This is a genomic window from Enterobacter cloacae complex sp. SYL003, assembly GCF_049236925.1.
Classification (GTDB): domain Bacteria; phylum Pseudomonadota; class Gammaproteobacteria; order Enterobacterales; family Enterobacteriaceae; genus Enterobacter; species Enterobacter intestinihominis.
Genome location: NZ_JBMKJK010000006.1, coordinates 86700 through 105978, shown reverse-complemented (window position 1 = coordinate 105978; position 19279 = coordinate 86700). Strand labels below are relative to the sequence as shown.

Here is a 19279-nt window from a genome sequence, read left to right as displayed (position 1 = left end):
ACTTGCACTCTTTCTCCATAATGTCAGGAATTTCCCTGGAAGGGTTTACTCCAGCTTTCGGGCGTGCGTAACATAGCGCTAACTATTTTCTCTTGCGGACTCATTATGAAAAAACCAGCGTTTATCATCACGATCGATACCGAAGGGGATAATCTCTGGCAGAACCACCGGGTCATCAAAACGGAAAACGCGCGCTACCTGGCGCGGTTTCAGACGCTTTGCGAGCGTTTCGGCTTTAAGCCTGTCTGGCTCACCAACTACGAGATGGCCGTCGAACCGGTGTTCATTGAGTTCGCGAAAGAGGTCATAGCCCGGGGGCAGGGCGAGGTAGGAATGCATCTCCATGCCTGGAACAGCCCTCCGGAGCACGATCTGACCGGTGATGACTGGCGCTGGCAGCCTTATCTGATTGAGTTTTCAGACGAGGTCATGCGTGAGAAAGTGCTGTTCATGACCCGCCTACTGGAAGAGACCTTCCAGACAAAAATGCTCAGCCATCGCGCCGGGCGCTGGGCATTCGACAGCCGTTACGCCCGGTTGCTGATTGAGCTGGGGTATCAGGTAGATTGTTCCGTTACGCCGCGCGTGAACTGGCGCAACGCGAAAGGTGCCCCGCAGGGTAATGGCGGAACGAATTACCAGCATTTTCCCGATCGTGCCTACTTTTTGGACGTAGACGACATTTCCCGGCCGGGAAATAGCCCCTTACTCGAAGTTCCGATGAGTATCCAGTATAAACACCCGGCATGGCTGAATTCCCTGAAGCAGGGTTACGATCGTCTGCGCGGTAAATACCGTTCTCCGTCAGTTAACTGGTTACGCCCGTCCGGCGGTAACGCGCAGGAGATGATTCAGGTTGCGCAGCAGTGCCTGTCTCAGGGAAATGACTACGTAGAGTTCATGCTGCATTCGTCGGAATTTATGCCTGGCGGGAGCCCTACTTTTAAAGACGAGGCCGCGATTGAGGGGCTTTATCAGGATCTGGAGCAGCTCTTTACCTGGTTATCAGATAAGACCGTGGGGAAGACGCTGGCGGAGTTTTACCAGTACAAAAAATAGTTATGCCCGCCAGGCGGGCATATTTGTTAATGCTGCTTTGTTTGGGTGAAAGGTGTACTTAATGCAAACAAAACCATAAAGAAGATTAAGGCTTCTGAACTGAGCAGTATGACATCCGTCAGTCCATACAAAATCAAAAGTAGCATTGAGGTTAGGAGCAGTGCGTTTCTGTTTCGTAAGGCATACACAATCATCGAAACGAAGAAAAAGAGCATTACCGCCACGCCGGGGATCCCCTGCAAAGAGTATTTCTCAATAAATTCATTATGCAGGTGGACCTTGATGTATTCGAGTGCACTGCCAAGGTGAGGATGCCCGTCTTTTATATACTGCCGTGTCCACGTTTCACGGTCTTCAAGTGATTGCCCCAACGGATGTGCAAGACCATTAGCGATCCCGACAGTCCACATCGAAAAACGTGCGCCAAGTGACGTGCGGTCATAGCCTTTCTGATAATTCTCAACTTCAATTTGGGTTTGCGTTATTTTCGGTGCAATCAACGGCTTGTAGCTCACGACGACAATGCCGGCCACAATACATAAAAAAATGAGAGTGGATTTGAGATGAATCTTTCTGAAATGATACAGCGTGAGCACAACCGCCAGAAGCAGATATAAACCCATCGCAGCACGGGTACCCGTCAACAGTATGACGAAGTAAGAGATTAATATAGTGAAGCCCGCAACAACATACAGCTTCACGTTCTGCTGAAGGTAAAGACTGTATACGAAAGCCAGTGACAGGACAGAATAAACATAGGCTGAAACGGTGGCACGGTTAATTGCCATCTCAACGCGAGTCATACCTTGCGAGGCCTGCCACAAGCCATATCCTGTGGCGAGCACAAACCCTAAGGCCGCTGCGTAGAAGAAAAATTTCCTGAAGTTGTCTTTATCAATGTAAAACTTAAAGCGGTCAATATAGAAAATCAGGATACTCGCTAAAATTAACTTTTTGCTGGCGCCTAGATAGTCGCTGTAAAGGTTGAGTCCCTCGTTATGATACTCATAGATTAAGTACCAGCCGAGGTTAAGTAACCCAATCAGCAGAATGGGCAGCGCTATAGTAAAAGGTCGAAGAGTGATTTTTTTATATTCGAAAGCCAGGCCAATAATACTGACGTAAATAGCAATATAGAAAAACTCTCTTTGCTTCCCTGAACTGACTAATGCCAGCATCAAAGAGATGAGGCTCAAAGCAATCGTCAGTTGATATAGCCGTGGTTTTATTTTTTCCATAACGCCTCAATAACCCTTTTTTTGTAGCTAAAACGAACATCGGTGGACAGGAAAAAAGACAATGTGTACATGGCCTTTACGCGTTGTTTCACGAGTTGCAATTGTTGGTCTGTAAGACAGGACCGATGGTTGCTGTAAATATCAAACCAGTGGCAATTGACAAGATGCCTGTAGCTTGACGGAAATGTTCTTTCCATCTGTAACGTGCATTCGACAAGCGTTGAAATTTTGCTGGCGTCCAGACTGCTCGACAAACTGTCGCGACGCTTGACGTAATAATAATGCCCCTGGCGTTGATAGACTATTTTGCTCGATTGCATCAACATTCCGGGGAAGACAGCGAAATCCTCATAACATAACATTGGAGGAATAGGGTTGCTCTCGTACAGGCTACGATGAATAAACTGGCCAATGAGATGCGCCTGAAAGTCTTTATGGCGTAAGAAACGAGCGACTGCTTCATGTTGTGACAATGGCACAGGGTTGAATCCCTGCCAGTCTGAAGTCATTTTCCGGGGATCGCGAATCTCAAGCAAACGTGTCAGTAACATATCCGGACGTTGCGCTTTCAGAAAGGTAATTGCGTCCCTGAGGCTGCCCGGCTTTAAGCAATCGTCACTGTCGAGCATCGTAATATATTCACCGGATGCCAGTGCGACAGCACTGTTTCGTACCCGGCCGACGTTACGAAAGTTCACGGTGCGCGTTATGATCTGAGGAAATTTAGGTGACCACTCTTCAATTATTGCCTGCGTGGTATCCTCAGAACTGTCATTAAAAATAATAATTTCAGTGCCTTGAACGGTGGCTGCCAGCAGGCTTGAAAGCGTGGCATGCAGCGTAGCTTCAGCGTTATGCGCAGCAATAATGACGCTTAAAAAAGCCATAAAAATTAGTTTCCTTGAGCGTCGGTAGCGCTAGCCAGTGAGCGGGCTTTGGGTAATGTACGGATAAACTGCTGAAGATCGTGTAACGCGGAGTCAGTGACAGAGAATAGTGCTTCCCGTTCTTGCGGGAAGTAATAGCGCGTTTCAAACACATAAGAACAAATGTTGTCGTCATTCCCGATCAGCAACACATTGCCAAGCGGACGTTGTTCATAGTGACAACACGGACCAAACAGCAGGACTACCGGAACGCCAACGGCGTCTGCGATATACACATTCCCCGAGTCAGACGCGATATAACAGTCCATCTTAGAAATGGCCCAGGGAAGCTCTTCCAGCGAAATTTTGCCAATAAGATTGATAAAATTAGGGATTTCACCGTAAAGGCGGGTGATATCGTCCATCCACGACTGTTCATTTGGCGCGCCGAAGACATAAAACTCGCAGGGTAAATCAGCGAGTTGATCAACAATCCGCTTCCAGATAACCGGAGGAACGGTTTTAGCTTTATTGCCCGCCGCAATACTGATGCCGATGCGGATAACGTCAGGTTTATCAAGAATGGCCGGCCAGGTCGTCGGTTCAAAGAGCGGCTTTGTGGCGTGCTTGGGAGAGTCTTGCCATGTGAGTGCGCGGTCGGCCAGTTTCAGGTAGTTCGTCACCGAAAGCGTTTTTTTGCCATGCTCAACGGTACCGTCAGCCGCAAGATAGAAAATCCCGTGATACCACCTGCGCGTGTAAATGGTTAAAAATTGTTTGTTTTTAGCATTGCAGACGGCGGCAAAAAAGAGGTTCACGCTGTTGGGTTGTAGCAGGTAGACGTTGTCGTAGCGGTTCATGATCCTGCACGCGAAGCACAGTTTACGCCACAGGTTGCGCTTATGCTGCTCAATAAAATAGATCTGCTCGATAGTCTCATCATGCTTCGCCAGCGCACCAACGCTGCGACTGACCAACACATCGCTTTTTTGCAGATATGCCAGTAGAGGTGTCGCATTAATAAAGTCACCGATTTTGGCTGTCTGAATGACAAGGTTTTTGCCCGTGTCTTTTCGAAACAGCTTCCGGAGGAGTTTCACCGGAAAGAGTAAAATCAGCAGAAATACATAACTCATGGGTTAAATATCCCTGTTGGAAAGCCGATGGCTGCCCTGTAAAAATGAAAAAATAGCATCTGCGCTAATATCCTTCGTTTGTTGCGTAGGGCTGACCATCTGATGCTGGTTTTTACCGTAACCCCCGATCAACCCCGGATCGGTCGGGCCGAAAATCGTGATATTAGGACGATCCAGTGCGGCGGTTAAATGGCTTAACCCTGTATCCACAGAAACGACGGCGTTAGCGCCCGCCAGCTGTGCGGCAACCTGCGCCAGCGTGAGTTTGGGTAACACCTCAACGTGGGAAAAGCCTGCTGCCAGACGCTCCGCACGCTGCCGCTCATGTTCTGCACCCCACGGGAGTTTAATATGGATACCGCAAGGTTGCATTAGTTCAATCAGCCTTCTCCAGTGCGTTTCCGGCCAGTGCTTATCGTCGCGCGTTGTGGCATGCAGGAACACCAGATACGGTTCAGCATGCTCCTCCGTCTCGCGCAAAAAATGCTGTGCAATAGCGTAGTCACCCTGGGCTTCAGGTTTTGCATAGCCCAGGCTTTTCGCGAACAGCTCGCGGGTACGTTCCACGGCGTGCTGCTGCTTCGCAATATGGTGGCGACGATTATAGAACAGGCTCGCCAGCGGTTCGCGGGCGGTTTGCCAGTCCATGCCGTGCTTTACGCCGTGCGCCAGACGCGTGACCAGCGCGGCGCTTTTCACCAGGCCCTGAGCGTCAATGATCGCGTCGTAACGCCGGGCCTGCACCGCTTCGCGGAAGGCTTTACGTTCGGCTTTAATCGGTGCGGAGAACCATGCTTTGCGCCAGCGGCGAATGGCCACCGGGATCACGCGGTCAACCGCTTCGTGCCAGGTGGGGATCTGCGCGAAGCCTTCTTCCACCACCCAGTCAAAACGAATGCCGGGAATGGCCTGCATCGCGTCCGTCAGTGACGGCAGCGTATGCAGCACATCGCCCATCGAAGAGGTTTTAACGATCAATACCCGCATTCGTTATCCTTCTTCGCTCAACAGAAGTTCGTTGAGCTCTTCGAGAACGCGCTGCGGCGTAATGTCGATCAGGCTCTGATGGTAGCCTTCTGCGGCATCACCTTTACGTACCTTGTGGTAGCCGGTGATCAAACGGATCACGCGCGCTTTGTGCGACAGCGGCGGCGTGAAGTCCGGGCTGCTCGGGCCATACAGCGCCACCAGCGGACGATCCAGCGCGGCGGCGACGTGCATCAGGCCAGAGTCGTTGCTGACAACGGCTTTACAGGCGGCAATCAAAATAACCGCCTGCTCGAGCTGCGTTTCCCCGGCCAGGTTTCGGCACCAGGCCTGTTGCTCGGTGCTGAGCGTGGCGAGAATTTCATTGCCCGCCTCGTGATCTTTCGCCGAGCCAAACAGCACAATTTGATAGCCTTCGTCGATCAGCTGTTTCGCCAGCTCTGCGTAGTGATAGTGCGGCCAGCGTTTTGCCGGACCAAACTCCGCGCCGGGGCAGAAGCCAATCATCGGGCGTTCGGACGAAATGCCAAACGCGTTGCAGGTGTGGGATTTCTCCCCGTCGCTTACCTGGAGCTGCGGCCACAGTAGCGGCTGCGGCAGATCTTTCGCGCTGCGCATCACGCCTTTGTCGTAGGCCAGCGCCACGTAGCGTTCTACCATCAGCGGCCAGGCCTCTTTATCCAGCACCCGGGCGTCGTTAAGCAGGCCGTAGCGCATTTCACCGCGCCAACCGGTACGGTGCGGGATGCCCGCAAAGAAGGGCACGAGAGCGGATTTGAAGGAGTTTGGCAGGACATATGCGCGATCATAGCGTTTCTCGCGCAGGCTATGGCCGAGTTTGCGGCGTTCACCGATTTCCAGCGCCCCGTGGCCGAGCGGCATCGGGATCGCCTCGTTCACTTCCGGCATACGCGATAACAGCGGACGGCACCATGCGGGTGCCATCACGTCGATTATCGCCTGGGGATAACGCGCCTTGAGCGTGCGATAGAGACTTTGCGACATCATCATGTCGCCCACCCAGGACGGGCCGATCACCAGTATTTTCATTCACTTCATCCTTCAAGCTGTCTCTGCGTTGGCTGCCTGCGTTCACTCCAGTCACTTACTTTTGTAAGCTCCCGGAGATTCACTTAGTTGCCGCCTTGATACCGCTCGAATGATTTTGTGAATTTATATCGCGGTCACGGTTCAGCCAGGCCATATATTCCGTTACGCCTTCGGCAACGGTCTTGAACGGCTTGTCGTAGCCTGCGGCGCGCAGGTTAGTCAGGTCCGCCTGGGTGAATGCCTGGTAGCGGCCTTTCAGCTTATCCGGGAACGGAATGTACTCGATGCTGCCTTTCTTATGGTAAGCCAGCGTCGCGTCTGCCACCGCCTGGAAGGATTCCGCGCGGCCTGTGCCCAGGTTGAAAATGCCGGACACGCCGTTTTCCAGGAACCACAGGTTCACTGCCGCCACGTCGCCTACGTAGACGAAGTCACGCTTAAAGCCGTCGCTGCCTTCGAACAGTTTCGGACTTTCGCCGTTATTTAACTGGGTGTTCAGGTGGAACGCCACGCTCGCCATGCTGCCTTTGTGGCCTTCGCGCGGTCCGTAGACGTTGAAGTAGCGGAAGCCGACAATCTGAGAGTTGGCTTCTGGGAGGATCTGACGCACGTACTCATCAAACAGGAATTTGGAGTAACCGTAAACGTTCAGCGGCTGCTCATACTCGCGGGATTCGATGAAATCTGAAGTGCGTCCACCGTAGGTTGCCGCGGAAGAGGCGTACAGGAACGGAATTTCACGCTCCAGGCAGTAGTGCAGGATCTCTTTGGAGTACTGATAGTTGTTATCCATCATGTACTTGCCGTCCCACTCGGTGGTGGAGGAACAGGCCCCTTCGTGGAAGATGGCTTCGATCTCGCCGAACTCTTCACCCGCCATAATCTGGATAAGAAAGTCTTCTTTATCCATGTAGTCAGCGATGTTCAGATCCACCAGGTTTACGAACTTGGTGCCGTCTTTCAGGTTGTCCACCACCAGGATGTCGGTGATGCCTTTGTCATTGAGGGCCTTAACAATATTGCTGCCGATAAAGCCCGCGCCGCCGGTAACGATGATCATAACTGTAACCTTTGAAGTGTGGAGTCCGGGGAACATCCCGAACGCTAATCTCTCTATCATATCATCACAATGCCCGGTCTTCAGCCATTCACCGATATGCAGCAGGGGTACACGTGATTTATGCTGCAAAAACGAGAAGAGATACGGCGTCATCTCGTCATGAACTATTGGTTTGGGTAATATGTGCCAAAATTTGCCGAGTCTGGAGAATTGCAATGCGTGGTGATTTTTACAAACAGTTAAACAGCGACCTCGACACCGCACGTGCGGAAGGGTTGTTCAAAGAAGAGCGTATTATCACGTCTGCCCAGCAGGCGGACATCACCGTTGCCGACGGCAGCCATGTGATCAACTTTTGCGCGAACAACTATTTAGGTCTTGCGAATCACCCTGAGCTGATTGCCGCGGCGAAAAACGGCATGGATACCCACGGCTTCGGCATGGCCTCCGTTCGCTTTATCTGCGGTACCCAGGACAGCCACAAGCAGCTTGAGCAAAAGCTGGCGAACTTCCTCGGAATGGAAGACGCGATTCTGTACTCCTCCTGCTTCGACGCCAACGGCGGTCTGTTTGAGACCCTGCTCGGTGCAGAAGACGCGATTATCTCCGACGCCCTGAACCACGCCTCCATCATCGACGGTGTGCGCCTGTGCAAAGCAAAGCGTTTCCGCTACGCCAACAACGACATGGTTGAGCTGGAAGCCCGCCTGAAAGAGGCCCGTGAAGCCGGTGCCCGCCACGTGCTGATCGCCACCGACGGCGTGTTCTCCATGGACGGCGTGATCGCCAACCTGAAAGGCGTGTGCGATCTGGCGGATAAATACGACGCGCTGGTGATGGTGGATGACTCTCACGCGGTTGGCTTTGTCGGCGAAAATGGCCGCGGCTCCCACGAATACTGCGACGTAATGGGCCGCGTAGATATCATCACCGGTACGCTGGGCAAAGCGCTTGGTGGCGCGTCTGGCGGCTACACTGCTGCGCGCAAAGAGGTGGTTGAGTGGCTGCGTCAGCGCTCCCGCCCGTACCTGTTCTCCAACTCCCTGGCGCCGGCGATTGTGGCCGCCTCTATTAAAGTGCTGGAGATGGTGGAATCCGGTGCTGAGCTGCGCGACCGCCTGTGGGCTAACGCCCGCCTGTTCCGTGAAAAAATGAGTGCCGCAGGATTCACCTTGGCCGGCGCTGACCATGCGATCATTCCGGTGATGCTGGGCGACGCGGTTGTCGCGCAGAAATTTGCTCGTGAGCTTCAGAAAGAAGGGATTTACGTGACCGGGTTCTTCTTCCCGGTGGTACCAAAAGGTCAGGCGCGTATCCGCACCCAGATGTCTGCGGCGCACTCGCCTGAACAAATTGAACGTGCGGTGGAAGCCTTTACCCGCATCGGCAAACAGCTGGGCGTAATTGCCTGAGGACGTGTGATGAAAGCGTTATCCAAACTGAAAGCGGAAGAAGGGATTTGGATGACCGACGTGCCGGAGCCGGAAGTCGGTCATAACGATCTGCTGATCAAAATTCGTAAAACCGCCATCTGCGGTACTGACGTTCACATCTACAACTGGGACCAGTGGTCGCAAAAAACCATTCCCGTGCCAATGGTTGTCGGCCACGAATATGTCGGCGAAGTGGTCGGCATTGGCCAGGAAGTGAAAGGCTTCAACATTGGCGACCGTGTCTCCGGTGAAGGCCACATTACCTGCGGTCACTGCCGCAACTGTCGCGGTGGGCGTACGCACCTGTGCCGCAACACCGTCGGCGTGGGCGTGAACCGTCCGGGCTGCTTCGCGGAATACCTGGTGATCCCGGCGTTTAACGCGTTCAAAATCCCGGACAATATCTCTGACGACCTGGCCTCCATCTTCGACCCGTTCGGCAACGCGGTACACACGGCGCTCTCCTTCGACCTGGTGGGTGAAGACGTGCTGGTCTCCGGCGCGGGCCCAATCGGCATTATGGCGGCAGCCGTGGCGAAGCATGTGGGTGCGCGCAACGTGGTGATCACCGACGTGAACGAATACCGCCTGTCGCTGGCGCGCAAAATGGGCGTCACCCGCGCGGTGGATGTCTCGAAAGAGAGCCTGACAGACGTGATGGAAGAGCTGGGCATGACCGAAGGTTTTGACGTGGGTCTGGAGATGTCCGGCGCGCCACCGGCGTTCCGCACCATGCTCGACACCATGAACCACGGAGGCCGAATCGCGATGCTGGGTATTCCGCCGTCAGATATGTCCATCGACTGGAACAAAGTCATCTTCAAAGGGCTGTTCATTAAGGGCATTTATGGCCGCGAGATGTTCGAAACCTGGTACAAGATGGCTGCGCTGATCCAGTCCGGTCTGGATCTGTCCCCGATTATCACTCACCGTTTCTCCATCGATGAGTTCCAGCAGGGCTTCGACGCAATGCGTTCCGGCCAGTCAGGGAAAGTGATCCTGAGCTGGGATAAGTAATCAAAAAGGGGCCTGAGGCCCCTTTTTTACTGATTCTTTTTCTCTTCGTCCGTCAGGTAACGCACCTTGCGGGTGTAATCCTGACCTTTGAACAGCAGCTTATTATCCGGTGATTCCAGATACTTCTGCCATTCGGAAAGCGGGAAACCGCCGTGCGCGCCAATCACCTCTTTCGGCACAACGGCTTCCTGTCCGCCGATCTTCTTGGAGACCGGCCAGTTCATCCAGTCGCCCAGGTTAACCGTTTTGACATCCAGCATGTCCAGCAGCGCAGCGAGCGGCAGCTGATCGGTCGGCGGCTGCGTATCGTCCATCAGCTCCCAGGTATCCTGGAACAGCGTCAGCCACAGCGGGCAGATACGGCGCCAGGTCTTTTTGGTGGCGGCAAGAAACGCGCCGTTAACGTGATCGACCAGATACGGGCGCACCGTTTCTTTGTAATACGCCGGCACTTTCTCCGCTGGCGCACCGTCCAGCTTGGCAATCATTTTGCCCTGACGGAAGCTGGAGTAGATGTGCATATCCGCCATGTTGATCTCTGGCATTTTAAGCAGGTTGAGATCGGAGTCGATCATCAGCACACCTTCACCGCGCGCCTGCAACGGAGCGTTAAGCTTCACCAGACGACTGAGGTAGATCTGCTTATAGCGGTAACCTTCTTCACGTTTTGGAAGCGTGAGGGTAACAACGCGGGTTTTTGGCGGCAGTTCGCCGAAAGCGGATTCAGGCTGATCGCTGACGATAACAATCTCGCTGACGTCAGAGGCATAACGCTCTGCAAAGGTCGCTGACAATAACGCCTCTTCGACGAAATCCGCGCCCGTACACGGGATCACAATGGAATCAACCGCAACGAGATCGCGCGTGACCGGAAGGGAAGCGTAAGGAATGTTATGACGCCCGGTAATGTGGCGGTAGCGAGCATTCAGGAATTTAAACATGTTCTTCTCGTTTGGTTATTGCGCGCCAAGAACGGCCTCGACACCGTTAACATAGCTTTCAATGGCATACATGTTGCAGACATTCTGGTGCGCGGCTGCGGCGAGCCGGGCGCGCAGAGCAGGATCCTGCCAGATATTATCCAGATGTTGAGCAAGTTGCGACACGTCGCTCCAGGGGAACAGCAGCCCGGTCGACTCATGGTCGATCAATTCTGCCGTGCCGGTCACTTTTGAACCAATCACGGGGATGTTGAGCAGCATTGATTCCAGCACGACGCGGGGCAAGCCTTCGCTCTGCGAGGCCAGAATGAACGCGTCAAAAGTGGCGAGATAGTCAAAAGGCGTGTTCTGGAAACCGGTAAAAATGACGTGCTCAGCAATACCTGATGCATCAGCTTGTGCAGCCAGCGCGCCGCGTTCAGCCCCTTCACCGACCAGCACCATTTTCCATTTTGCCTGCGGGTGTCTCTGGCTGAACTGTGCCAGCGCCTCCAGCGTGTGGTGGTTGGCCTTACGAGGGATTAACGAGCCAATGCTGCCGAATACAAACGTATCGTCTTCAATATTCAGTCGCTGGCGCATCGCGCATCGGTCCGGCAAAGGCTGATGGATGTCGATGGCATTGTTGACCGTGGTACACAGCTCTGGCCGGACGCCATGCTGAAGTAGCACGCGTTCAACGCCGTGCGAGACGGCAATGATTTTTGTGGCATGGGCATTCACCAGCTTCACCAGCGGCGGGGTCAGCACTGGTTCAATCCGGCAGTGCTGGATTATCCGTGCACGCAGGTTTGCGCCCGCCAGATACCCTTCTTCATTAGAGCCTGGCTGGTTGTTCATATACAGCGTATCGAATCCACCTTCCCTGAAAATGGTCTCGATCTTGCTGACGTTGGGCCGGATACGCCACAGGGTATCAATATGCCGCGTAAATGCTTTGCGCGCCGAACGCGAGAAAAACAGCAGACCACGTCCCGCTTCTTTCAGGAGTTTTGCCCATGCCGGTTGCTTACGTTGAGGGATAACGAGTAATGGGATCCCAATGCTGTTGAGCACCTGGCCTATCGTTTGACCTTCAGCACGACTATAATCACTGTAAAAACAACAGGTAATGTCGAATTTGTCGCGGTTGATTCGCTTCAGAAGCTCAAGCATACTGTTGGTACCTCCCCCCCATTCTTTGCCTGTGTCCAGGAGGAGGATTTTACGTTTTTGCGGCATGTCTGAATCCGTATGCTACCCTTCATCTGACCGCATTATAAAGAATTTACTGAAATAAAATAGATTTTTTGTATTTCTTTGTCTTTTTATAAGGAAAGGTTTTAAACGCGCTTATTTTAAAAGTGCGATTTAAGACTTTAATCGCCTCTTCTCAATTCGATAGTATTAGCGCAAAAAATTTATGTTGTTTTTGAGAGAGTGAGAATATGTTTAAAATAACGGTTTGCTTATTAACGTTTAACTCCGAAAGAACGTTGCACGATGTTATTCCTCCTCTTTTAAAAATAGCGGATGAATTCGTTGTAGTTGATTCCGGCAGTACAGACGCAACGATATATATTTGCCAGAGTTATGGATTGTCGCCCATATTCAAAAAATACAGCTGGCACGGCGAGCAGATGAATCATGCCGTATCCCATGCGCACAACGACTGGGTGCTGTGCATGGACAGTGACGAAATACTCGATCAAGAAACCGTTGGTGCTATTTTAAAATTAAAAATGGGCGATGAACCCGAACCGGATATGGCGTGGCGGATATGTCGTCACTGGTTTGTTCTGGGAGAAAATGTCCGAACGATTTATCCAGTCTCATCTCCGGATTATCCGGTGCGTCTTTTTAACCGTACGCAGTCGCGATTTAATAACCGGCCAGTAGACGATCAGGTTGAAGGTTTTCTCCGTTCTGAACGTATTCCTGGCTATGTCAGACATGATACGTTTTATTCACTAAATGAACTTTTCAATAAATTAAACGGATATACCACTCGCCTGGTTCAATATCAGACGATACGTCCCTCTCTTGGTCGCGGCGCGATCAGCGCTATCGGCGCATTTTTCAAATGGTATCTGTTTAGCGGTGCGTGGCGTCAGGGCAAAGTGGGTGTGGTGACAGGGTTTTATGCCACGGCGTACAGTTTTTTGAAGTATTTCAAGGCCTGGTATCAGGATCGAGAAAAGAAAGAGTCCGTTGCAAAAGAGCAGTCGGACTCTTATCTGGCAGAATAGGCGTTAGCCGATCAGGCTTTTTTCCCCCAACCCTGCCACTGTTGCTGGACGTATTTAACCAGCGTACTGCTGCTGATGCTTTCGCCAATCACCGTGAAGAAGCGGGTTGCATAGACCGGTTCAGGCGGCTGTTTCAGCGAGCAGTTCTTCACGCCGCGGAATGGATTACGCGGCTGCGTTGTGGGTGGTTGCGCGCTACCCGGACGGGAAGTATCCACCTGAGGTTCATTGAGCAGATCGCTCGGACGTACCAGCGTGATATCGGCGGGTAAGCCCGGCAACATTTGCTGCAAAACGCGAACGGTAGACGGATGCGGATGCCCAATGGCAATCGCCGAACCGTTACGGCGCGCCAGCTGTACCGCGCGGTTGAACTGCACGCGGATATCCGCTTCGTTCTGGGAGTCGTCCAGGAAGACTTTGCGCTTGATGACTTTTACACCCGTCCCCTGAGCGGCACGCATCGCCTGGCTATTGCCGATGGTCATGCTGTCGAGGAAGTAGAGATTGTAACGCTCCAGGGCCTGCATCACTTTCAGCATACCGTACAGGCTGGAGGTCATCGCGCTGCCCATATGGTTATTCAGACCCACGGCATACGGCACTTTATTGTACGCATCGCGGATGATCCGATCGATCTCGTCGCTGCTCATGTCCGGACGCAGGGTATCTTTTTCCAGCGGCTGCTTGCTGAGAGGGGCCATCGGCAGATGGATGAGAACCTGATGGCCGCCATTGTGCGCTTTGGTCGCCATTTCATGCGCGTGAGGCGCATTAGGCAGGACGGCGACAGAGATGGCTGACGGCATCGCCAGCACCTGATTTTCATAGTGTGGTCGATAACCGAAGTCATCAATCACAATCGCGAGTTTGCCTGCATAAACCGGTGCAGCCAGCGCCAGTGCGCTGACGACGGAAAAAACAATTCGACGAAATTGAAGCAAAACTTATCTTCCCAACCACGGCTGTGGATTGACCGCCTGACCCTGACGACGAATTTCGAAATAGAGTGACGGGCGGCCCTGACCGCCACTGCTGCCCACAAGGGCAATGGGTTGACCCGCGCGCACCTGAGTGCCAACGCTGACCAGCGCGCTCTGGTTGTAGCCGTAAAGACTCATGTCGCCTTTACCGTGCTCGACCACCACCACGAGCCCGTAACCCTGTAGCCAGTCGGCCAGGATCACGCGGCCATCGGCGATGGCTTTCACTTCGCTACCTTCAGACGCACCGATAACGATCCCCTTCCAACGTAGCTCACCCTGCAACTGTTCGCCATAGCGATGCAGGATCGTACCGCGAACGGGCCAGTAAGCCTGACCACGCGGGGAGCCGAGGCCGCCGGTACGCGACATCAGGGAACGTTCATTTTCAGTCGGTTTGTAGGTGGTGCCTTTCCGGGAGGCTTCCTGCTGCTTATTACGCACCGCCTGCGCTTCGCGCGCTTCTTTTTCGGCGCGCGCTTTGGCCGCGGCTTCTGCCCGGGCAATGCTGTTACGCAGTCTGGATTCGTTGGCGCGCATTTCGCTCAGTTGGCTTTGTCCTGCCTGGATAGAGGACTCCAGCCCGGCGAGCGTCTTCTTACGCTCATTGCGCGCCTGCTCAAGCTTCTCCTGCTGCGCCTGCTGATCGTAGAGCAGCGTTTGCTGCTGGCTCTGCTTCTCTTCCAGCTCGGCTTTTTGCGTGGTGACTTCTTCGCGCGTCTGTTTCAGCTGCGCAATGGTCTCCTGACGAGCCTGGTTGAGATAGCCGAAATAGGCCTGTAAACGCTGACCGCGCTGGCTCTCTTCACCGCTGAGGATCAACTGAAGGCCTGTGTGCTCACCCTGGCGGAAAGCGGCATCAAGCTGTGCAGCAAGGTTCCGCTCCTGGGCATCGCGCTGACGCTCCAGTTTCGCAATCGATGCGTTCATTTCATCGATTTGCTTATTAAGCTGGGCAAGGGTGTTTTGTGTTTCACGCAGCTTACGCGCGGCGGCGGAAATAGCCTCTTCCTGCTTTTTAAGCTGGGCAAGCAGGGCAGAGCGCTGCTGCTGCTGCTGGCGTACCACACGCTCTTTGGCGGCGATATCGGCCTGAATGGATTTGAGCTGGTCGCGGTCATCCGCGTGGGCAGATGCGGCGCACAGCAATACGCCAGCGCTGAGTGCGCTGGCGCAAAGCAGAGGTCTGACTGATAACCGAAACGGCTTCACGACCCATGTGATTGAAAAAATCGCCTTTCCCCTCATGGGGAGCGATTATTCCACGATGAACAGCGGCTTGCCAGTCATCTCTTCAGGGATTTCCATACCCATCAGCGACAACATGGTTGGCGCGATGTCGGAAAGCTTGCCGCCTTCCACTGCTTTCACTGACTTATCACCTACATAAATCAGTGGAACAGGCAGGTTGGTATGGGCGGTATGCGCCTGACCGGTTGCCGGGTCACGCATCTGTTCTGCGTTACCGTGGTCAGCGGTGATCAGCAGCTGGCCGCCCACGGATTCAACCGCTTTCGCGACCTGCTCAACGCAGTGGTCCAGCGCTTCAACCGCTTTAACGGCAGCTTCCATCACGCCGGTGTGGCCCACCATGTCGCCATTCGGATAGTTACAGATGATGGTGTCGTATTTACCGCTTTCGATCGCGGCCACCAGTTTTTCGGTCAGCTCCGCAGAGCTCATTTCTGGCTGGAGATCGTAAGTGGCGACTTTCGGCGAGTTAATCAGGATGCGGTCTTCGCCTTTAAACGGCTCTTCTACGCCGCCGTTAAAGAAGAAGGTCACGTGCGCATACTTCTCAGTTTCGGAGATGCGCAGCTGCGTTTTATCGTTTTTCGCCATCCACTCGCCGAAGGTATTTTCCAGGGAAGCGGGTGGATACGCGCATGGGGCTTTGATATCCGCTGCATACTCGGTCAACTGGATGAAATCGATCTTCGCCACTTTCTTACGGGCGAAACCGTCGAAATCGCTGTTGACGAAGGCGCGGGTGATTTCGCGCGCGCGGTCAGCACGGAAGTTCATGAAGATCAGCGCATCGCCATCTTCCATAGCGGCATCGGCCTGGCCTTCAGCGCGGATCACGGTTGCCTTCACAAATTCGTCGTTTTCATCACGCGCGTAAGCCGCTTCCAGGCCTTCAACGGCGGTCGGGAACTGGAACTCGCCTTTTGCCAGGGTCAGCAGATCATAGGCTTGCTCAACGCGGTCCCAGCGGTTGTCGCGGTCCATGGCATAGTAACGACCAACGATGGATGCCACGCGGCCTTTGCCCAGTGCGGCAAATTTATCTTCAAAGGCTTTCAGAGAACCTTTTGCGCTGCGTGGCGGCGTATCGCGACCATCCAGGAAGGCGTGCAGATAGATTTTTTCCGCACCGCGCTCAGCGGCCAGCTCTACCATCGCCATGATGTGATCTTCGTGGCTGTGCACGCCGCCTGCAGAGAGCAGGCCCATAATGTGCACGGCCTTGCCTGCGGCAACGGCTTTATCAACCGCTCCGGTGAGCGTTGGGTTGGCAAAGAATGTACGTTCTTTGATTTCAACGTCCAGGCGCGTCAGGTCCTGATAAACGATACGGCCTGCGCCCAGGTTAACGTGACCCACTTCAGAGTTGCCCATCTGACGATCCGGCAGGCCGACTTCCAGACCAGACGCATCAATCAGGGTGTGGGGACGTTTTGCCCATAGCGCATCCATAACCGGGGTTTTGGCGTTGAAAATGGCGTTATCCTGTTGATCTTCACGGTAGCCATAGCCATCCAGAATCACCAGTACCATAGGTTTTTTAGAAACCGACATTGCGACAACCTCATGCTCAAGAGACAAAAAATTTGCGTAATTTTACTACAGCTGAATCGATAAAATAGCCGCAGAAGATCAAAGAAAGCGCGGGGGCAAGGCTGTTCTCAGGCCATTTTGAGGCTTTTTTTACGTGGCATGCCGCAGAAAATAGATTAGCTTTATGTCGCTGGCTGTATTTGCCACAGCGCACAGGTATACTCCTGTCCTGGTTTTTTTAATCACTTAGTCGGGAGTTGTTACCCCCCATGCAAGAAATTATGCAATTCGTTAGCCGCCACCCGGTTCTGAGCATCGCGTGGATTGGCCTGCTGGTCGCTGTACTGTTCACCACATTTAAGGGACTGACGTCTAAAATTAAGGTGATCACCCGCGGTGAAGCGACACGTCTGATCAACAAAGAGGACGCCGTGGTTGTCGATCTGCGTCAGCGCGACGATTTCCGCAAGGGCCATATTGCAGGTGCTATCAACCTGCTGCCAGCGGAAATTAAAGCGAACAACATTGGTGAGCTGGAGAAGCATAAAGCCCAGCCGATTATTGTTGTTGACGGCACTGGCATGCAGGCGCAGGAATCTGCCAACGCACTGCATAAAGCAGGCTTTGAAAACGTAACGGTGCTGAAAGAAGGCATCTCCGGCTGGAGCGGGGAGAATCTTCCTTTAGTGCGCGGTAAATAAGGAGTTAAGTGATGGCCAATATTGAGATCTACACCAAAGCAACGTGCCCGTTCTGCCACCGAGCGAAAGCGCTGCTGTCCAGCAAAGGCGTAACGTTTAAGGAACTGCCGATTGATGGTGACGCGATTAAACGCGAAGAGATGATCCAACGCAGTGGTCGCACAACGGTTCCACAGATTTTTATTGATGCGCAGCACATTGGCGGCTGTGATGACTTGTATGCGCTCGACGCCCGCGGTGGACTCGATCCGCTGCTGAGCTAGAGACTTTAGGACAATTAAAAAGGGTTTTTCCATGTCAGAACAAAACAACACCGAGATGACTTTCCAGATCCAGCGCATCTACACCAAGGATGTCTCTTTCGAAGCGCCAAATGCGCCGCACGTTTTCCAGAAAGACTGGCAGCCAGAGGTTAAACTTGATCTGGATACCGCATCCACCCAACTGGCGGATGACGTGTATGAAGTCGTACTGCGTGTCACCGTGACCGCCTCCCTGGGCGAAGAAACTGCATTCCTGTGCGAAGTCCAGCAGGGCGGTATCTTCTCTATCGGCGGCATCGAAGGTAACCAGATGGCGCATTGCCTGGGTGCATACTGCCCGAACATCCTGTTCCCGTATGCGCGTGAATGCATCACCAGCCTGGTTTCTCGCGGTACATTCCCGCAACTGAACCTTGCGCCAGTCAACTTTGATGCGCTGTTTATGAACTATCTACAGCAGCAGGCTGGCGAAGGTGCCGAACAACATCAGGATGCCTGATGAGCACTGTTAATGCGTCAATGACTGTGATCGGTGCCGGCTCTTACGGCACCGCTCTTGCCATCACACTGGCAAGAAATGGTCACGACGTGGTCCTGTGGGGCCACGATCCAAAACATATCGCGACGTTGCAACACGACCGCTGCAACGTGGCGTTTCTCCCGGACGTTCCGTTCCCTGACTCACTGTATCTGGAAAGCGACCTCGCGACCGCGCTGGCGGCCAGCCGCAATATTTTGATTGTGGTGCCAAGCCATGTGTTTGGCGAAGTCCTGCGTCAGATTAAGCCGCTGATGCGTGCGGATGCGCGTATTGTGTGGGCGACGAAAGGGCTGGAAGCGGAAACCGGACGTCTGTTGCAGGACGTTGCCCGCGAAGCGTTGGGAACAGCGATCCCGCTGGCGGTGATCTCCGGGCCGACATTCGCCAAAGAGCTGGCTGCGGGCTTGCCGACGGCGATCTCGCTGGCGTCCACCGACCAGGCATTTTCCGACGATCTTCAGCAACTGCTGCACTGCGGCAAAAGCTTCCGCGTGTACAGCAACCCTGATTTTATCGGCGTACAGCTGGGCGGTGCGGTGAAGAACGTCATTGCCATCGGGGCCGGGATGTCTGACGGCATCGGCTTCGGCGCGAATGCGCGTACGGCGCTGATCACCCGTGGCCTGACCGAAATGTCACGCCTGGGCGAAGCGCTGGGCGCCGATCCGGCCACCTTTATGGGAATGGCTGGGCTGGGCGATCTGGTGCTGACCTGCACCGACAACCAGTCGCGTAACCGCCGCTTTGGCATGATGCTCGGACAGGGCAGCGATGTAAAAAGCGCGCAGGAGAAGATTGGTCAGGTGGTTGAAGGCTATCGCAATACCAAAGAAGTTCGCGAATTGGCGCACCGTTTCGGTGTCGAAATGCCAATAACCGAGGAAATTTATCAGGTATTGTATTGCGGAAAAAATGCGCGCGAGGCAGCATTGACCTTATTAGGTCGTGCGCGCAAGGACGAGCGCAGCAGCAATTAGCCGGGAAGTATCGTCACC

General features: G+C 53.7%; 19 protein-coding genes. 8 read left to right on the top strand and 11 right to left on the bottom strand.

From position 1 onward, the window contains the following. Positions 1–105: 105 nt before the first annotated feature. On the top strand, positions 106–1059 hold the full coding sequence (locus ACOT1A_RS09740; RefSeq protein WP_105322881.1) for a polysaccharide deacetylase family protein: 954 nt from the start codon (positions 106–108) through the stop codon (positions 1057–1059). Between the two features lie 26 nt (positions 1060–1085). Here ACOT1A_RS09740 and ACOT1A_RS09735 read toward each other — a convergent pair whose 3' ends face one another. The 6 genes from ACOT1A_RS09735 to rfaD form a co-directional block, all read right to left on the bottom strand. Beyond that, positions 1086–2297 carry an O-antigen ligase family protein gene (locus tag ACOT1A_RS09735; protein ID WP_045308211.1) on the bottom strand — a complete coding sequence of 404 codons (1212 nt, stop codon included), beginning with the start codon at positions 2295–2297 and terminating at the stop codon, positions 1086–1088. Further along, positions 2285–3184, bottom strand: a complete 900-nt coding sequence (locus ACOT1A_RS09730; RefSeq protein WP_105322882.1) for a glycosyltransferase family 2 protein — start codon at positions 3182–3184, stop codon at positions 2285–2287. The genes ACOT1A_RS09735 and ACOT1A_RS09730 overlap by 13 nt, the downstream gene beginning before the upstream one ends. Before the next feature lie 5 nt (positions 3185–3189). Further along, positions 3190–4299 (bottom strand): glycosyltransferase family 9 protein, encoded by a 1110-nt coding sequence (locus tag ACOT1A_RS09725; protein ID WP_023305213.1) that lies wholly within the window; start codon positions 4297–4299, stop codon positions 3190–3192. 3 nt (positions 4300–4302) lie between these two features. Beyond that, positions 4303–5286, bottom strand: coding sequence for a lipopolysaccharide heptosyltransferase RfaC (gene rfaC, locus ACOT1A_RS09720; protein WP_105322883.1), 984 nt, complete (start codon positions 5284–5286; stop codon positions 4303–4305). A 3-nt stretch (positions 5287–5289) separates the two neighbouring features. Continuing rightward, complete coding sequence (gene rfaF, locus ACOT1A_RS09715) at positions 5290–6336, bottom strand: ADP-heptose--LPS heptosyltransferase RfaF (RefSeq protein WP_023305214.1); 1047 nt, start codon at positions 6334–6336, stop codon at positions 5290–5292. Positions 6337–6415: 79 nt separating this feature from the next. Then, the gene (rfaD, locus tag ACOT1A_RS09710) at positions 6416–7396 is read right to left on the bottom strand and encodes an ADP-glyceromanno-heptose 6-epimerase (protein WP_022646634.1); all 981 of its coding nucleotides are present in this window, start codon (positions 7394–7396) and stop codon (positions 6416–6418) included. Positions 7397–7611: 215 nt separating this feature from the next. Here rfaD and kbl point away from each other — a divergent pair, with 215 nt between their 5' ends. Next, positions 7612–8808 (top strand): glycine C-acetyltransferase, encoded by a 1197-nt coding sequence (gene kbl / locus ACOT1A_RS09705; RefSeq protein WP_015570030.1) that lies wholly within the window; start codon positions 7612–7614, stop codon positions 8806–8808. A 9-nt stretch (positions 8809–8817) separates the two neighbouring features. Beyond that, positions 8818–9846, top strand: a complete 1029-nt coding sequence (gene tdh, locus ACOT1A_RS09700; RefSeq protein WP_017383610.1) for an L-threonine 3-dehydrogenase — start codon at positions 8818–8820, stop codon at positions 9844–9846. Between the two features lie 26 nt (positions 9847–9872). Here tdh and ACOT1A_RS09695 read toward each other — a convergent pair whose 3' ends face one another. After that, positions 9873–10787 carry a hypothetical protein gene (locus ACOT1A_RS09695; RefSeq protein ID WP_023305215.1) on the bottom strand — a complete coding sequence of 305 codons (915 nt, stop codon included), beginning with the start codon at positions 10785–10787 and terminating at the stop codon, positions 9873–9875. Between the two features lie 15 nt (positions 10788–10802). Then, positions 10803–12008, bottom strand: coding sequence for a glycosyltransferase (locus tag ACOT1A_RS09690; RefSeq protein WP_276169988.1), 1206 nt, complete (start codon positions 12006–12008; stop codon positions 10803–10805). 206 nt (positions 12009–12214) lie between these two features. Here ACOT1A_RS09690 and ACOT1A_RS09685 point away from each other — a divergent pair, with 206 nt between their 5' ends. Then, complete coding sequence (locus ACOT1A_RS09685) at positions 12215–13015, top strand: glycosyltransferase family 2 protein (RefSeq protein ID WP_276169989.1); 801 nt, start codon at positions 12215–12217, stop codon at positions 13013–13015. Positions 13016–13026: 11 nt separating this feature from the next. Here the strand turns inward: ACOT1A_RS09685 and ACOT1A_RS09680 are convergent, their stop codons facing one another. The 3 genes from ACOT1A_RS09680 to gpmM are packed head-to-tail and all read right to left on the bottom strand — an operon-like array spanning position 13027 to position 16800. Further along, positions 13027–13959 carry a divergent polysaccharide deacetylase family protein gene (locus ACOT1A_RS09680; protein WP_063150581.1) on the bottom strand — a complete coding sequence of 311 codons (933 nt, stop codon included), beginning with the start codon at positions 13957–13959 and terminating at the stop codon, positions 13027–13029. A 3-nt stretch (positions 13960–13962) separates the two neighbouring features. After that, entirely contained in the window at positions 13963–15222 is a 1260-nt protein-coding gene (gene envC / locus ACOT1A_RS09675) for a murein hydrolase activator EnvC (protein WP_230259580.1), read from the bottom strand. Between the two features lie 33 nt (positions 15223–15255). Beyond that, positions 15256–16800, bottom strand: coding sequence for a 2,3-bisphosphoglycerate-independent phosphoglycerate mutase (gpmM, locus tag ACOT1A_RS09670; protein WP_017383605.1), 1545 nt, complete (start codon positions 16798–16800; stop codon positions 15256–15258). 248 nt (positions 16801–17048) lie between these two features. Between gpmM and ACOT1A_RS09665 the strand changes: the two genes are divergently transcribed. Genes ACOT1A_RS09665 through gpsA form a run of 4 tightly spaced genes read left to right on the top strand, consistent with a single transcriptional unit; the run spans position 17049 to position 19261 of the window. Then, on the top strand, positions 17049–17480 hold the full coding sequence (locus tag ACOT1A_RS09665; protein ID WP_003860840.1) for a rhodanese-like domain-containing protein: 432 nt from the start codon (positions 17049–17051) through the stop codon (positions 17478–17480). Positions 17481–17491: 11 nt separating this feature from the next. Beyond that, entirely contained in the window at positions 17492–17743 is a 252-nt protein-coding gene (gene grxC / locus ACOT1A_RS09660) for a glutaredoxin 3 (protein ID WP_003860837.1), read from the top strand. A gap of 31 nt (positions 17744–17774) precedes the next feature. Then, on the top strand, positions 17775–18242 hold the full coding sequence (gene secB, locus ACOT1A_RS09655) for a protein-export chaperone SecB (RefSeq protein ID WP_003860835.1): 468 nt from the start codon (positions 17775–17777) through the stop codon (positions 18240–18242). Beyond that, the gene (gene gpsA, locus ACOT1A_RS09650; protein WP_006812398.1) at positions 18242–19261 is read left to right on the top strand and encodes an NAD(P)H-dependent glycerol-3-phosphate dehydrogenase; all 1020 of its coding nucleotides are present in this window, start codon (positions 18242–18244) and stop codon (positions 19259–19261) included. Before secB ends, gpsA begins: the two co-directional genes overlap by 1 nt. Positions 19262–19279 lie beyond the last annotated feature (18 nt).

Coding starts and splice junctions, on each gene's coding strand:
- ACOT1A_RS09740 (WP_105322881.1), top strand. CDS start 106: ATGAAAAAACCAGCGTTTATCATCACGATCGATACCGAAGGGGATAAT.
- ACOT1A_RS09735 (WP_045308211.1), bottom strand. CDS start 2,297: ATGGAAAAAATAAAACCACGGCTATATCAACTGACGATTGCTTTGAGC.
- ACOT1A_RS09730 (WP_105322882.1), bottom strand. CDS start 3,184: ATGGCTTTTTTAAGCGTCATTATTGCTGCGCATAACGCTGAAGCTACG.
- ACOT1A_RS09725 (WP_023305213.1), bottom strand. CDS start 4,299: ATGAGTTATGTATTTCTGCTGATTTTACTCTTTCCGGTGAAACTCCTC.
- rfaC (WP_105322883.1), bottom strand. CDS start 5,286: ATGCGGGTATTGATCGTTAAAACCTCTTCGATGGGCGATGTGCTGCAT.
- rfaF (WP_023305214.1), bottom strand. CDS start 6,336: ATGAAAATACTGGTGATCGGCCCGTCCTGGGTGGGCGACATGATGATG.
- rfaD (WP_022646634.1), bottom strand. CDS start 7,396: ATGATCATCGTTACCGGCGGCGCGGGCTTTATCGGCAGCAATATTGTT.
- kbl (WP_015570030.1), top strand. CDS start 7,612: ATGCGTGGTGATTTTTACAAACAGTTAAACAGCGACCTCGACACCGCA.
- tdh (WP_017383610.1), top strand. CDS start 8,818: ATGAAAGCGTTATCCAAACTGAAAGCGGAAGAAGGGATTTGGATGACC.
- ACOT1A_RS09695 (WP_023305215.1), bottom strand. CDS start 10,787: ATGTTTAAATTCCTGAATGCTCGCTACCGCCACATTACCGGGCGTCAT.
- ACOT1A_RS09690 (WP_276169988.1), bottom strand. CDS start 12,008: ATGCCGCAAAAACGTAAAATCCTCCTCCTGGACACAGGCAAAGAATGG.
- ACOT1A_RS09685 (WP_276169989.1), top strand. CDS start 12,215: ATGTTTAAAATAACGGTTTGCTTATTAACGTTTAACTCCGAAAGAACG.
- gpmM (WP_017383605.1), bottom strand. CDS start 16,800: ATGTCGGTTTCTAAAAAACCTATGGTACTGGTGATTCTGGATGGCTAT.
- ACOT1A_RS09665 (WP_003860840.1), top strand. CDS start 17,049: ATGCAAGAAATTATGCAATTCGTTAGCCGCCACCCGGTTCTGAGCATC.
- grxC (WP_003860837.1), top strand. CDS start 17,492: ATGGCCAATATTGAGATCTACACCAAAGCAACGTGCCCGTTCTGCCAC.
- secB (WP_003860835.1), top strand. CDS start 17,775: ATGTCAGAACAAAACAACACCGAGATGACTTTCCAGATCCAGCGCATC.
- gpsA (WP_006812398.1), top strand. CDS start 18,242: ATGAGCACTGTTAATGCGTCAATGACTGTGATCGGTGCCGGCTCTTAC.